Here is a 15,345-nt window from a genome sequence, read left to right as displayed (position 1 = left end):
GCGAGTGTGTTATTCGGCTGTGTTATTCGGCCAGGAAATGAATTTGCCGCGGATCGCAGTGTCCGGCGGGGGAGTCGCTTCGCCAGAGGCAGCGGATCGCCCTACAATGCCCGGTGTTTGACGTTACCCGCTGCGAGGAACTGCCACGATGCGTTTTTTCCGACTCTCACTGTTGCTCGGTATTTGCTATTGGGGCGCGTGTTTGTCCCCAGCCACCGACGTCGTCATTGATGCGGGGAAAAAGTACCAAACGATCGAAGGGTTTGGGACGTGCTTGGTGGCTTGGCAGCAAGGTTTTCGGGAGCTGTATCGAACGGAGGCCTTTCCCGAAACGTACGTCGACACCATGGGATGCACCATGCTGCGCGTGAACATGTGGGGACCGACTTATCCGGACCGGCAGGAAGACTGGACAAAGATTCGCAGTGAAGACTTTCAGATGCAGGCCAACGGCGGACGGCCGCAGATCTTCGTGGATTTTGGCCAGGCCATTTTGAAGCGGAATCCGGAGATCAAGATCATCGGCACCGTCTGGAGCCCGCCAGCATGGATGAAAGAAAACGGTTCGATCAAAGCCCAAAAGTCCAGCGCCATTCGCGCGGGCGGTTACGGTGAAAACCAGAACCGCGTCAAACAAGAGTACTTCCCGCACTTCTGCCAATGGATGGTCGAGTATGTCCGCAAACACGATCAGGCGGGTGTACCGTTTTATGCCGTCAGCCCGGGCAACGAAGTGCAGTTTTCGCAGTCATTTGAGAGCTGTGTTTGGGACGCCGACGACTACGTCAAGATCTTGCCCATGCTGCGGAAACATTTGGACGACGCAGGATACGCCGATGTGAAAATCTTCGGGCCCGAAACCATGACCAGTCACATGTATCCCGGCGGCACCGGCAGCTACGTTCAAGCGATCAAAGACGATTCCGCCGCGTTGCAGGCAATCGGGGCCTTCGCGACGCATGGGTACGAAGACGGCGTGGTCGGAGAAATGTCGGCGAATTCATCGCGTGTTTTCTGGGAGCAGGTCGCCGATACCGGAAAGCCGTTTTGGATCACCGAAGGTGGGACGGGCGAGCATGACTGGCCGGCGCCGATCCGAAAAGGCGTTGCCAACGCTTTGCATAACGCGCTGGTCGCCGGGAACTGTTCTGCATTCGTTCCCTGGCAGATCACCGACCGCCAAGCGAATGAGCACGGCCTGATGCGGATGGACGAACTGACGCCGAAGTCGCACGCCGCCCGGCACTACTTCAAGTTCATTCGTCCCGGTGCCGTGCGCATCGATGCGCAACCGGGATTTGCGGAGGTTCAGGTGGGCGCCTTCGTCCACGAGGCAGATCGACAGCTGACGGTGGTCGCCATCAATGCGACCGACGCGGAGCAACCGTTGAAGTTGACGCTGAAAAACCTGGCAACGGGTTCCACGATGAACGCGGTACGAACCAGCGCCGACGAACAATTCCAAACAATCGACCCCGTTCCCGTGGAGGGCTCGACGGCATCGGTCCGACTGCCGCCCCGAAGTCTGGTGACGTTCACCGCCGAAATTCGGCCGGATGCAGATTGACGCTTGACTACCCCGCTCCCGCCGGGAGGTCGTGCAGTATTGCTTCGCTTCTCGCGGACGCGGTGCAGCTGTCGCCGCTCCGCGGCTGTGGTGTCTTGGGGCAGCCGTTTCCGTCGGCTCGCGCCGACGGCAGGGGGCTTTCGTCACTTCGCGACTTGGAATTTATGCAGTTCGGTGATCACGGTGCGATCGCGACGTGCAAATGCCCCGTCGCTGTCAAACCATGTTCGTTGGTTCGCTGGACGGTCACCACGTAGTCTCCCGGTTTGTCGAATCGGTGTTCGGTCACGGCGTAACCGTCGGCCGCGTGGGGTGACCGGTTGCCGTCGGATTGCACTTGGACCGGCGGCGTGCCGTCGCCGAAATCCCAGGTTTCCTGGCCTGCCTTGGCGCGAAAGGAACGCACCGTGAACCGCACGGGATCGCCAACCTTCAAACCGAAGGTCGGCGAATACGTGGGATGAATGGTGGGGGGCAGCTTTGCCGGGTGTTCGGGGTCGATCACCTGAACGACGGCAAAGTCATAGGCGACATTGCCCGAGCCGTCGTCGGCCCGAAGGATCTCGCTGTAGGAACCGCTGCGCGGGTAAGCGCGTCGGACCTGCGGCTTGTCCGAATGGAAGCCGTCATGAAACGTCCAAGAGAAATTTGGCGGGTGACCGGACTTGGTCCAGGAGCGGGAAGCGTCCAGTGTGACGGCTTCGCCGGCGGCGATGAAATGATGAGGCCGTGCGACGGCGATCAAATCCGGGTCGTACTGCTGCAAATAAGCTTGCCACAGGAAAGCGTAACCGGCTTGGGTTCCCCACTTTCCGGACGGTTGACGCGCTTTGATCTCAAAGTGCAGGTGGGACCAACCGCCGCTGGCGCCCTCCTTGCCCAACACGCCGATGGCGTCTCCCATCGAGATCACGCGACCGATTTTGATCTGCGGATCGATGTGCTTCAGGTGGCTGTAGCGATAGTACCAGCCGCGGGCATCTTGGACGTAGACCACGTCGCCGCGGGGGCTGACCGGCGTGTCGTCTCGATGACCCTCAAGGACTTCGCCGGCGGAAGAGACCACCAGGCCGGTGGTCGCGGCGACCACGTCCACTTGTCCTTCGCTCCCACCGATATCCAGACCGCTGTGGTAGTAGATTTGTTGACGCGCCGGCGAATCGCCTCCGTCGACGTACGTCGGTTCATTGGCCATCTGGGTGAGCGAGGCGAACCAGCGTTGTTCGGCAGGATAGCGGAACGAATCGGCGCGAATCCACGGAGACCCGGCCGGCCACAGCCGCAGGCGGGCATCCTTTTCCAAGGCCCAGGATGCGGCACGCCCGTTGCTGTTGTAGCCGCGGGTCACGGCGCAGTCGATCTGAACGTTTCCAACGGTGATCGGCAAATGGTAGTTGGCTGCGATCAAGGTCGTTTCCTCGCCATCAATCCGCACGGTCACTTCGGCGCGGCGGACCGCTCCGCTTAACGAATCTCGATCTTCCTGCACGCGGAGCAATTGCACCTGCGTCATCGTGCCGTCATGCAACTGCACGGTCTCAGATTCGCCGACGGACAAATCGACCGCGCGTAGCAACGGAACCTGTTTGTGAGCGGCGTGGTGCAGATCAGGATGGAGCTGTTCCGCCAATGCCGGGGACCACCACAGGATCGCGGTCGCGAGCGAAAAGAATCGAAGGGAGGCGCGATGCGGAACAACGATCATGGGCGTGCAGTGGAGCGTTAGCGAACAGAAGGAGCCGAGGAGAAGTGGAGCGGCATTCTAAGGCAATCGTGCAGTTGCAGTGGGAATCGCTTGGAAATCGCGGTCGTCGGACTAGGCCAACGTCGCCGCGGCGGACGACTTATAATCTCCGTGACCCGATCTGATCGCGCGACGGTGGTTGGACCGGTCATTCCCCCCCGCCCGCCGCCCACCCACAGGTAAAGACTCCGTGATGTCCCACCCATCCCCTGTCATCGATCGGCGTAAGTTTTTGGCGGCCACGGCCGCGACGACCCTCGGAGCCGCTGGCCGGGCCGGTGCCCAAGAACGGCCGGAAGCGATCCGCACCGCCCAACGGACGCACCAGGTGCTGCACCCTCAGATGCGGGTACCCGTGTCGTTCATCATCGACGACTCCACGTGCCTGGTGAACATGGGCCATTTCTGCACGCCGCAGTTCGCGACCGCGCATCCCGGCCGGGCGGAATACGACAAGCCGTGGAGGTCGTGGCCGCGGGAAATTCCCGATTCGTTCGTCCGCGAATTTGGCGAGTGGTGCGCGGAGAATGGCGTCCGTGGAAAGTACAGCGTGGTGCCCTGTCCCGCCCTGGTGGGCTGGGTCGACCGGGAGCTGCCCGGTTGGTCGCGGCGAGAATTGCAAGACAGTTTGAAACTGGTCCGGGAGCTGATGGTGCCCCATTGGGACATCCATCCCGAGATGATCACGCACACCCGAGTCATCGATCTCAAGACGGGACGGCCGTTCGACGAGATCAACAAGGGAACGATGGAGAATTCCTACCCGCAGGAGGACAAGAGCGTTGACGAGTTGGCCGCCTACCTGGCCTACGCGCTTCGGATCTTGAAGAACTGTGATCTGCCCTGCGAAGGCATCACGACGCCGGGCGGATTTGGGAATCGGGTCAAAGACAAATTGCCGATGGCCGTCGACCAGGCCGTTCGTGATGTCTACGGCGTCGAGCTACCGCATTACTTCAAGTACATCTTTGGCGGTGAAAAGGGAACGGAACCGGTCCTGGAAGCGGTACGCGGGCGAGACACCGACGCGCCGCAAATGACCGTGAACGTGCCCGCGGGGACCGGGGACTGGTATGGCGGATGGCAAGGCGACTTGGATCCGCAGCCGGACCGTTATTTGACCGAAGACGGTCAGAGCGGTGCACTGGCGGAACTGATTTCCAAAGGCCAGCCGGCGACGTTTTTGTGTCACTGGCCCGGAATGTATTGCAACGGCGACCGCCACGGTTTTCACGCTTTCCAGCGAAACGTCCGCACCGTCAATGAAGTGCATGGCGATAAGGTGATCTGGATGAAACTGAGCGAGATCGGTCGCTACTGGGCGGCCAAAGAGTTGACGACAATCCAAACCACCGACGACGCGATGACGCTGGAAGCTCCGATCGGCACCGAGCGTTTCACCGTGCAAGTCGAGGGATCCAAGATCCCGTCGCACTTCTCCGCCGGTGAAGATTCGCACGCGTTTGCCGAGGTGGGATCGGCCAAGCAGTTGAAGCCGGGGCATTTCGTCCGGCAACAAGACTCGGTCGTCCTTTGTTTCGATCTGCCGAAAGGTTCTTCCCAAGTCACTTGGGCGTGAGGGCACCATCGCGCCCGGCCGAGAAACGAGGACCGACAGTCCGACGTCTATCGCGGTTCGGGATGATCGGCATCGTCAAGCCGTTCGTTCCAACGACGGATTTGGTCGTGCACCTGATGGGGCGCGGTCGACCCGTAGCTGGAAAACGCGGCGACGGCGTTTTGTGTCCCCAGCACCTCGCGAATCGATTCGTCGATTTGCTCGGCGTGTCGTTGCATCGTCTGGATCGGCAACTCCGCCAGTGGGATCCGTTGCTTCATCGCTTCGCCGACAATCGCACCGACGGCGTGGTGAGCCGTCCGTTGGGGAACGCCTTTGCGGATCAGCCATTCCATTAGCGTGGTGGCATCCAGGTAGCCTTCCTCGATCCGCGCGGCGATCGCGTCGCGTTGAAGCTCGCTGCCGGCCACGATCGGGATGGCCAGCTCCAACATCGCGGTCACGGTGTCGAAGGAATCGAACAACGGCGGCTTGTCTTCCTGCAGATCGCGGTTGTACGCCAGCGGCAAATTTTTAACCAGCAACATCAGCGTCTGCAAATTGCCCATCACCCGGGCCGATTTTCCGCGGGTCAGTTCCAAGGTGTCCGGATTGACTTTCTGGGGCATGATGCTGCTACCGGTGCAAAACTGGTGCGGCATCTTGATGAAGTTGAACTCGACGGTGCTCCACAGGATCCACTCTTCCGCCCAGCCGCTGAGGTGCGACGCGATCATCGCCAGCACGAAGGCGGATTCCTGGATGAAATCGCGGTCGCTGCTGGTATCCAGACTGTTGGCGGTGATGCCCTGAAAGTCCAACGCGCTGGCGGTCTGCTCGCGGTCGATCGGCAGCGTGGTTCCGGCGACCGCGGCGATCCCCAACGGCGATTGGTTGACGCGGACCCGGCAGTCGGTGATTCGCTCGCGGTCGCGCTGAAACTTTTCGATGTACGCCAGCCAGTAGTGCGGTGCCAACACGGGCTGGGCGCGCTGCAGGTGGGTGTAGGCGGGCAGGATCACGTCCAGGTCGCGTTCGCAGCGTCCCAGGAACGCCCGTTGCAGTTGCAGCAACAGCGCATCGGTGCGGTCCAACGCCTCACGAACCCAGATCCGTGTGTCGGTGCTGACCTGGTCATTTCGGCTGCGGGCGGTGTGCAGTTTTCGTCCAACGTCACCGATCCGCTCGATCAACACGGACTCGATGTGCATGTGGATGTCTTCCAATTCCAGCCGAATCGGAAATTGGCCCGCATCGATTTCGGATTCAATTTCCTTCAAGGTGTCCCGGATTTGAGTGAAATCCTGGGCCGAGATCAGTCCCACCGACTGCAGCATGCTTGCATGAGCGATCGATCCGCGAATGTCCTGGTGATAAAGCCGTCGATCGAAGCTGATCGATTCGGCGAAGGATTCGAGCCGTGCGTCGGTGCTCGCTTGGAAAACACCGCTGCGGGAGGGGCTGTCCACGGTTTGGCTGTCCAAAGGGGGCTAGAAATGGATAATGTCGTCACGCGGGCATTATCGTCGCTGGTTGGGAGGCTGACGACCCGGCCAGTTCACCCTTCCCCTCCGGCGGAATTGGGGGGACCGTCGACGATGATTCAATCCACTCTGATCGAATTGGGATGTTTTGATGCGATGTTTTATGTGGGCGATCATGCTGCCCTCTGTCTGGTTATTGTCGATCGGGCTCGCCGGCCGCGCGGCTGCCGTCGACGTCCTGGCGTCGGCAGATCTGGGCCCGGCGGACCAGCCCTACGGCGTCGGCACCATTGAACTTCCGCTGGCCAACCCGATCGTGGGTGCGGCCCCGCCACCGCTGACCGTCGCGTCGGAGTCTGGCCGTGTGCTGTATCCGGCAGCAGAGGAGGTGGAGACGCGGATCACGCCGGTGTCCGAATTGCCCGTCCCGCCGGCGGGCAACGGCCGATTGCTCGGGCGTTTGGGAAACCTGATTCGTGAATTGACCGACGAGGATGCGCCCAAAACGCAGATCGTCGCGCGCCGCGTTCATTTCCTGTTCACCGGTACCGAGCCGCTGCAGGTTCGCGTGGGCCAACCCGGTCAGGAGATCGGTGTCTATCAGCTGAATCCGCAAAGGAATCCGTCGGCATTTGCCGAGTCGATGGCGAGTTGGTGGCAAGCGTTCACGGCCAATGCGAAACGCCAGATCGATGACGGAGACTATCCGCCCTGGGTGGAGACGTATCTGATTGCGATGCTCAGCGGACGGACCGGCAACTCGCTTCCGGCATGGTTCTTGGAACGCGCCGAAGATGACGATCCGCTTTGGAAAACCCTGAAGGTGCTTGGCGGGGCGGAAGAAGTCAGCGGCGAAATCTTTCGACAAACCGCGGCCGGTTTGACCGACGACAATCGGCCTGTCCCTGCCAATCCGGACCCCGTCGACGCCCTGCCCCTGCCGGCCGGTCCGCGTTGGGTGCAACCGACGTTTCCCGAAATCGATCCCGACGTGCAAACCGAACCGATCGCATCGCGAGTGCCGCCGGAATGCTTTTATTTTCGATTCGGGTCCTTCGCCAACTACCTGTGGTTTCTGGATCTGACCAACGAGCACGGCGGCGACCTGAGTCGAATGATCACGTTGCGCGGAACCGGTGGCAGAGCGACGGAGCGATTTGAAAAACAGTTGAGTCTGAAGATCAACCAAATGACACGGATGCTCGGACCGACCGTGATCGAAGACCAAGCGGTGATCGGACGTGACTTGTATACCGAAGACGGAGCGACGATGGGCGTGTTGATGAAGTCCACCAACGCCTTCCTGCTGCGGTCTTCGTTGTCCAATGACCGCAACAACGCTGCCCGGACCGACGCGACACTCAGCCTGGAACAAGTCAGCATCGGCGGCAATCAGGTTTCGTTGTTGTCCTCGCCGGACAACCGGGTGCGATCGTTTCTGGCCGAAGACCAGGGGTACTTCCTGATCACCAACAGCCGATCGTTGGTCGAACGGTTTTTTCAGGTCGGGCAATCCGGCGAATCGCTCGCCGCCACCGAAGCCTTTCGGTTGTCGCGAATGCTGGTGCCCGTCAGCCGTCAAGACACGATCTTTGCGTACTTCTCGCCCCAAATGCTGCAGAATCTGGTGTCGCCGGAGTACTTGATCGAACTCCGCCGTCGGACGCGAGCCGAGAGCGACATTTCGCTCGTGCACTTGGCGCGACTGGCCGCAAAGGCGGAGGGCGTGCGACCGGAGACGGGCCAGACGCTGGGTGTGCCCCAACTGATCGAATCCGGATTCTTACCCGTCTCATTTGATGATCGCCACGATGGAAGCGGCGTGATCTCGGCCGGCGATCAAATGGTTGATACGCTCCGCGGGTCCCGTGGCACTTTCTTGCCGATCGGCGATGTGGAAATCGAATCGGTCACGCCGCAGGAGTCGCGCTGGTACAAACAAATCGCTGACGAATACACGCAGCGGTTTCCTCAGATGGATCCAATCATTGTCGCGCTTCGTCGTGAAGAGGTGCCCGGCAACACCGATTTGGAACGCATCGCGATCCACGCCGAGATCGCCCCGCTGACGCCGGAGAAGTACGGCACGTGGGCGCGGCAACTGGGGCCACCAACCAACGTCGAGATGCGATTCGCTCCCGATGACCTGGTTTCCGTGCAGGCGCACGTCGCCAGCGACCAGTTGGGGCCACCGACCCATTTGTTTGTGGGCATCAAGGACAACTTCCCACCGGATCCCAATGAGTTCAAAGGTTTGCTGAACACGTATTGGGCGTTGCGGGAACTGCCGTCGTACTTGGGTGCTTGGCCGCAACCCGGCGTGTTGGATCGATTGCCGCTCGGATTGGGACGCGGCCGACCGGTGGGCCCGGGGATGTCGCGGTTGATCGGTGGTTTGTACCGTTACACCGGCGGCGGTTTCAGCGTGCTGTCGTTCCAACCCGAAGTGCTGAATTCGACGTTGCCTTTTTTGGAAGCGACCGAGACGCAACAGTCGGCGACGGTCCGGGGACGCGTCGGCAGCTTGCTTGACAGCCAGCTGGAAGGTTGGGTCAACGATCAACTCTATCAGCGAGCCGCTCGCAGCAGCGTCGCGGGCGCTTCGTTTTTGAACTTGCTGTCACGTCAATTGAGCGTCCCGCCGGAGCAGGCGTCGGAGACCGCGACGTTCGTGCTGGGAAAGCCGCTGCAGTGCAGTTTGGGCGGTCAGTACGAATACAACGCATCCGACGGGCTTTGGCGAAGCACGGCCTGGAAGGGTTCGCGTCCGGCGGCGACCCCACCGAACGACTACGTGGCGCCGTTGCTGCTGTGGTTCCGTGGATCCGATTTTACGATGACGCAATATGCGGACCGATTGGTAGCGGACGCCTCGATCACCGTAGCTCGCGGTGTGGATGTCGGTCCTTGATTTTCGTTTCACCTTCCCGCTTGGAGATCGTGCAGTTCTCCTAGCCAGGAAAAGACGTGCTTTTCTGAAATTCACCCTCCCTCCGGGAGGGTCAAAGGCGAGGCACGAGCCTTTGGGGAGGGTGTCTTCATCAACCAGCTGAATCCATAGTGCCGGACAGCCCTCCCCGCGTCGTCGCAGGCTCCTCCGCGATCCTCTCGGAGGGAGGGGGAAGCAAAGCTGCACGACCTTGCGGCATCAAACGTGCCGCCGATCCGCCCCGTGATCTCGTGTCCGTCACGGCCTGTCCGCGTGCTTCACTCGACCGCCTGTTCGTTGTTGATCGTGGCGACCAACGGATCGATCCAGCATCGTGATTCGGCGGTGTAGTACAGGTAGGCTTGGCTTGGCGGTCCGCTGTAGTGCCCGGCAATCTCGGCGACGCAGGCGAACCGTACCCGCTTTCGTTCTGCCGGTGCCATCGTGCGCCAGTACAACACGACTTCGCGTCCGCGCAGTTCGTAGTAGTCGATCTGGCCCGCCTCGCGCCGACGCTCCAGGTCTTCGATCACCGGTTCCAGCCCACCGGGAAGTCCGACGGCGGCCACCGTCATGGGCTGACCTTGCTGGGTCCGGTTGACGACCTCGACTTGCACGTTGGCGGTTTGACCGGCACGCATCGTGAACGTGTCACCGGAATCGGGATTTGCCTGGTCGTCCTCCTCACCGGATCGCAAACGAACTTTGATGCCGATCGTGCATTCGGGATCACTTTCCGGCTTGGAAGTTCTGCCAGTGAGCTGCACCGTGAACGGCACGGAGGATGGCCCCGAGTGATGCAGTGTCAGCTGGCTGCCAGGTTCCGATTGCATGCGTGCCAGGATCGCAGCGGGCAGTTCCAAGGTCACACCCTCCTGCGGTGTTTCCTGCCAACGGAGTGTCTGGACGGGTTCCCCGGCAAACCGGACTTCGACCGAGCCGCTTTCATCGTTGCCCAAAACTTTGTGCATTGCGATCAGTGCCTTGAGTGCCAGCACGGTGGCTTGCGTCGAACCGAACCCCTGGCCGCTGCGATGATCGATCAACCAGCCGGTCGCCGATCGGGCGTGGGGTTGTGATTCGGGATGGTCGGCCCACGCCAGGATTGCCAAAGCGGTGGTTTCGGCGGTCCGCGAAACTCCCCCGCTTTGGGTCACGGTCGTCTCGCCGGTCAAGCTGCCGTCGGAAGCTTGTAACGTCTGCAACCGCTGCCGCAAGGTCCGGGCGGCGGACTGGCGGCCGACGTTGTCCAGCGTGATTGCGGCCAGGGCAATCAGGTAAGCATCTTCTGATGATGCCGCAGCACGTTCCAACGCCTGGAGTTCCGGACCAAAATCCTGCTGTGTCAATTCGGGGCGTCCCGCCTGAGAGTCGGCTTCCGACAGCGACCACAGGACGTAAGCATCGACGACTTCCTGACGGAGCGACCATTCATGCAGGTGTCGCGGATTTCGCTTGAAGCCGCCTTTGCCGTCGCGACGTTCCAACAGCCACCGCCGCGTCCGCTGCAGCATCTCCGCGTCGACGTCGATCACCTTGGCCATCTCGGTGAACTGCATCAAGCCGAACGCCGTCAAAGCTTCGTGGCCCGGATCGTTTCCGAACCACTCGTATCCCAGTTGGGCGCATTCGTACTGCGTCAGTTTCCGGTAGCCGCGTCGCAGGAGCGATTCTGTGTTTCGGCGGAATCGGTCGTCCACGCGGCCATCGACTTGCATCAGCTGGAACGCCATCACGTTCGGGTAGTTCGACGCCGACGCTTGCTCGAAACAGCCGTGCGGCTCGCGCAGAATGCTCTCCATCCCGGCGCTGACTTGCGAACGCGTGTTTGGGAACACCGTGATCGTTCCTTGCAGCGAATCGGTCGAGACCGCTTTGGGGAGGTTCATCGCGACGGAGGCCTGATCGGTGAGTGATCCGGAGCGATCGAGCTGAAAGGGAAAGCCCGAGGGCACGATGGAGACGTGGCGGCGGACCTGATCGGATGCCTGGCCGTCGGATTGCCTGGCCCAAACGGACACTTCGCTCCTGGCCGGACGCGAAACGTTGCTGACGTGCACGGGAAAGACAGTCGTCGCCCGGCCGTCGGTCGCAAGCGATACCGAAGTTGCTTGCTCGTTCGCTTGCAGGTCCGATCCGGTTTGCATGCCGACCTCGAACGCAGCGTCCTGGCCGGTCGCATTGACCACGCCGACGGGCAAATCGATGCGGTCGCCCGCCGTCACTTCCAACGGCAACTTCGGTTCGACCTGGACGGGCAGGCGGGTGACCACCGACCCGGTTCCGCTGCCCAACCGGCCGCCGGGCGCATGTCCCTCGGCTCGCAATCGGAACATCGTCAACGCGTCGGAAAGCTCGAATCGGACGCTGACCGTGCCCGTCGAATCGGTGACCATCGCGGGATTCCAGTACAGCGTCTCGGTGAAGTCGCTGCGGATTCCCGGTTCGCTCGATCGTCTCAGGTGGGCGTATTGGCGGATGGGGAATCGCAATTCTTCCATCATCCGATCCGCCATCGTTTGAGCGTCCAAGCCTCTTGCGGCCGCCCACTGGCGAAGCTGCTCGGCTGTAATCCGGGCGTTCCCCGCATCGACTTTCTCGGCGCCGCTTTGGCGAGTCAAAAAGTATTCGGCGAAGCGTCCGATCAGACCCGGTTCCGGGCTTGGCGATTTGGGTGGTTGAAGTTTCCCCGATCCCGCCGGTCCAGGCTCCGCAATCAATTCGGGCGGCGTGGCCATCTCGGCGAAGGATTCGTCCAGCGCGGCGTCTCCGGACGTGATCACCTCATTGGCTTGATGACCCCCACACCCCAAGATTGCCAACGAGACCGCCCCGGCCAGCAACACGACGGCCACAGAAACCGCCTTTCTTCGCGGACGAATCAGGAAGGCGATCAGCCACAGCGTCCCGATGATCATCAGGGCCCAACGGAGTTCCCGCAGGAAGCGGTGCCAAAGTTGCTGCACCGTTGTCCGATACTGCCGGTAACGATCAGCGATCGCCGACGCGTTCGACGAAGGTTGACCAGCGATCTCATCGCGATTGCCATCAAGCTCCAGCAGCCGAATCAAACGGTCGCGGAAGGCCATGTCGAATTGCTGAGGCGAGCCACTGACGAAACGACGCCAGCCCTGCGTGCCCAGCAGCAGGTCCAGGCTTTCGGCGGCTTCGGGAGACGCTTGCAGATAGAAGTTCGCGTGCTCCAGATCCTCGGGCGACTCGATCTCGCTGGTCAACAAGAAGTGCGTTCCGATCGAAGGCGATTCCCGTTGTTGCAGACTGAGCGCCGCGTCGTCGACGACGCTGACGCCCAACACCGCCCCGGGGACCGGTTGATCATTCTCATCCGTCACATGGACGGTCATTTGGACGGGCGAACCCGGCGCGTGCACCCGCTGATCTCCATCGACCGTCGCCCGGATCTTCAACCTTTCTTCGTCGCGGCGGTAGACAAGTCGCTCCACCAAGGGCGTGGCGGTCTTTGAATCCGTTTCCAGATCCAGCAGCGTCACGCGGATCACGCCGTGGGCACGCTCCTGAAGTGACACCTGGACCTCGTTGTCGCCGATCCCCAGTTCAACGGATTGCGCGCCCACGAGTTCGCCCCGACAGACGGCTCGCGCCAACACCCGCCGCCGCTTCGTGCTTCGGACGGTCATTTGCAGTGGCTCGGACGCCTCAAAAACTCCGGACCCCGTGTGCAACACCGGCAGCGCCTCGACGACGGACGGCAGCCATGGTGTTTCCGTGATGTCGACCGGCGATGTGACGCGGAGCGAGTAGCGTTGTCCCGATTCCGGTTTGAATTGAAAGCTGCCCATCCCGTCCCGCACGGTCTGCACGTCGGCAACGACGCGACCGGCTTGGGAAAGAATCTCGCCGGCAATTTCGATCGGGTCTCCGTCGCGGTTGTGGGCGTCAAAGTACACGCGGTTCTGGATCCCGCCCACCAGGTAGCCGCCTTCGGGAAAGAAGCGGATTTCGGCGCGGCCGGTGTGGATCGGGATCGGACGCACCGCCGTCTCGGTCACCGAACCGTCATCAATAGCGATCGACAAAGTTCCCTCTCCGGAACGCAGGTGCCCCGGCAGGTCGAATTCGACGGTCAGGGTTCCTTCTTCCGACAGCGTGTCTTGCGCGGTGTGAACGACCTGGTCGTCAACGGTCGCGCTGACGCGAGCCACAGCGCCGGTCGGGATTTCATCGTCGGCGCGACGGACTTGCAAGTCCGCCGTCACGCGGTCACCGGCGCCGTACGACCGCTCGCCGAATTCGAGCTCCGTTTTCAAACGCACCGGGCGATAGGCGCGGATCTGGATCTCACAGGTTTGATCCGGGAAAAAGCCGTCCAAACTCTTGGCGGCCAATTGATAGGAGCCGCCCGCCAACGACGACGGCAGCGTCCAGGCACCGTTGCCCACGCCGCGTTCGGTGATTCCCTCGCTGACCAATCCATCAACCGTCGCGCCGCTCGGATCCAGCAACTCATACCGGATCGGTACTTCCAAATGCTGCGTGAGCGTGCGGCGATTGAGCGTCACCGAGCGGAAGTACAGCGTTTCGCCCGGTCGGTAAACGGGGCGGTCCGTCGACAGGTAGGTCAGACAACGCGTCGGCTCCAACGGCACCGTCAAACGAACGTATTCCCCCGCCTCCTCCAGCGGTTCGGCATCGACGCGCAACACGGCATCGCCGGGGATCGTGACGTCGTCGGGAACCCGGATGGTTCCGTACGCATCCGGTTTCGTTTCGGTGCTGCCAAAGAACAGCACGATCCCATCGGAAACGACTTCGTAGGAGATTCGTGCCGGCACGATGGGTGCCGAGCGGTCGAATCCCGACAAAGCGGTTGTCGGGCGGGAGGGACCGACGGCGACAAAGAACTCGTTTCGTGCCGTCGCCTCGCTTCCCGTCACCGGTTGCAGGGTGACCTGCAGCATGTCGCCGGGAGAATCTGGAAGCGAAGTTGCGTAGCGGGTCGCGGTGACGATCACGGTCACCGCCGCCGCGACCGCCAACATGCCCAGCCAGAAGCGAAGGTCTCTGTTGCCGCCGACCGGTGCGGTTTCGCCATCAGCATGCTCCGTCGCCCGCTTGACGTGCGATGTCCGCCCGTCGGCATCCAACGAAGATCGAAACGGATCGTTGTCGGGACGTCCGGAGCTGGCGGTTTGGGCCGGCCGTTCCAGGGTGACTGATGCCGCGTCCAGTCGGGCCGCGTCGGCAAACTTCCCGGCCAATACGCGGGTTTCCCGCCATAGCCTGGCCGCCGTCGCGTCCTGGTCGATGCGCAGGCGAAGCTCGTCCGCTTCCTCGTCGTCCAGCAAATCGTAGTGAAGTTCCATGAGGCGTTGACGCAAAGATTCTTCGTCACGCTTTGGATCGTCTGAAGGAGGCAGTGCGCTCATGACAGATCTCCCACAGTCTCACGGAGCTGACGGATGGCGGATCGCATCCGCGTTTTGACGGTGCCGACCGGAAGCGACATTGCTTGGGCAATCTGGCAGTAAGTCAGGTCGCCGTTCTGCCGCATCAGGAACACTTCCTGTTGCTCAACGGGCAACTGCGAGATCGCCCGCCGCAGTCGCTGGCGTTCTTCGTCTCGCACCAGTCCGTCTGGCGAGCTTTCGGTTGTCGAGGGCATTGGTACATCCTCTCGCAAGGTTTGCCGGCGACGATTCCAGGCGGTCTTGCGGACGTCACGACCGGTATTGATCGCGATGCGAAAGACCCATGCCCTGAGATTCTGGACGTCGTCGATTTGATGCCGGCGGTGCCAGCACTTCAAAAACGTTTCCTGCAACGCATCACGGGCGTCTTCGACGTTCCCGACGACGTAGAACAGCGTGCCCAGGATTTCATCCCGGCATTGACCAAACAGCCGCTCCAAACGCCCCGAACGGGCGTCGCAGCAGTCGGGCTCGATCGTTTCCGGTTCGTCGGCCATGAAGTCTGTTCACCGCGGAGGATGCGTTGTCCGAAAAGTCAGACGATTCGCGGTGGGGCACGGATTTGCCGTGGGGCAGAAAAGGGCGTGGTTTTTCACCAGATTAGCGACACGCC

The 15,345-nt window shown here is 61.5% G+C and carries 7 protein-coding genes; 3 read left to right on the top strand and 4 right to left on the bottom strand.

Annotated elements, in window-relative coordinates; all coding sequences use genetic code 11:
- The first annotated feature begins 148 nt into the window (after nucleotides 1-148).
- On the top strand, nucleotides 149-1,567 hold the full coding sequence (locus FYK55_RS15765; protein WP_150077397.1) for a glycoside hydrolase family 30 beta sandwich domain-containing protein: 1,419 nt from the start codon (nucleotides 149-151) through the stop codon (nucleotides 1,565-1,567).
- A gap of 178 nt (nucleotides 1,568-1,745) precedes the next feature.
- Here FYK55_RS15765 and FYK55_RS15760 read toward each other — a convergent pair whose 3' ends face one another.
- Nucleotides 1,746-3,272 carry a PKD domain-containing protein gene (locus FYK55_RS15760; RefSeq protein WP_150077396.1) on the bottom strand — a complete coding sequence of 509 codons (1,527 nt, stop codon included), beginning with the start codon at nucleotides 3,270-3,272 and terminating at the stop codon, nucleotides 1,746-1,748.
- A 232-nt stretch (nucleotides 3,273-3,504) separates the two neighbouring features.
- On the opposite strand from FYK55_RS15760, the gene FYK55_RS15755 reads away from it, so the two are divergent.
- Entirely contained in the window at nucleotides 3,505-4,890 is a 1,386-nt protein-coding gene (locus tag FYK55_RS15755; RefSeq protein ID WP_235908726.1) for a hypothetical protein, read from the top strand.
- 47 nt (nucleotides 4,891-4,937) lie between these two features.
- Here the strand turns inward: FYK55_RS15755 and argH are convergent, their stop codons facing one another.
- A complete protein-coding gene (gene argH, locus FYK55_RS15750) occupies nucleotides 4,938-6,338 on the bottom strand; it encodes an argininosuccinate lyase (RefSeq protein ID WP_150077395.1) in 1,401 nt (466 codons plus the stop codon).
- Nucleotides 6,339-6,504: 166 nt separating this feature from the next.
- Between argH and FYK55_RS15745 the strand changes: the two genes are divergently transcribed.
- A complete protein-coding gene (locus tag FYK55_RS15745) occupies nucleotides 6,505-9,264 on the top strand; it encodes a hypothetical protein (protein WP_150077394.1) in 2,760 nt (919 codons plus the stop codon).
- A gap of 296 nt (nucleotides 9,265-9,560) precedes the next feature.
- On the opposite strand, the gene FYK55_RS15740 is transcribed toward FYK55_RS15745, so the two are convergent.
- A complete protein-coding gene (locus FYK55_RS15740; protein WP_150077393.1) occupies nucleotides 9,561-14,690 on the bottom strand; it encodes an MG2 domain-containing protein in 5,130 nt (1,709 codons plus the stop codon).
- Nucleotides 14,687-15,229: an RNA polymerase sigma factor gene (locus FYK55_RS15735; protein WP_150077392.1), complete on the bottom strand. Its 543-nt coding sequence runs from the start codon at nucleotides 15,227-15,229 to the stop codon at nucleotides 14,687-14,689. The genes FYK55_RS15740 and FYK55_RS15735 overlap by 4 nt, the downstream gene beginning before the upstream one ends.
- Nucleotides 15,230-15,345: the final 116 nt, after the last annotated feature.

The organism is Roseiconus nitratireducens, from assembly GCF_008629675.1.
GTDB classification, from domain to species: Bacteria; Planctomycetota; Planctomycetia; order Pirellulales; family Pirellulaceae; genus Stieleria; species Stieleria nitratireducens.
The sequence above is the reverse complement of the archived record's forward strand: the minus strand, read 5'-3'. Positions and strand labels throughout refer to the sequence as shown.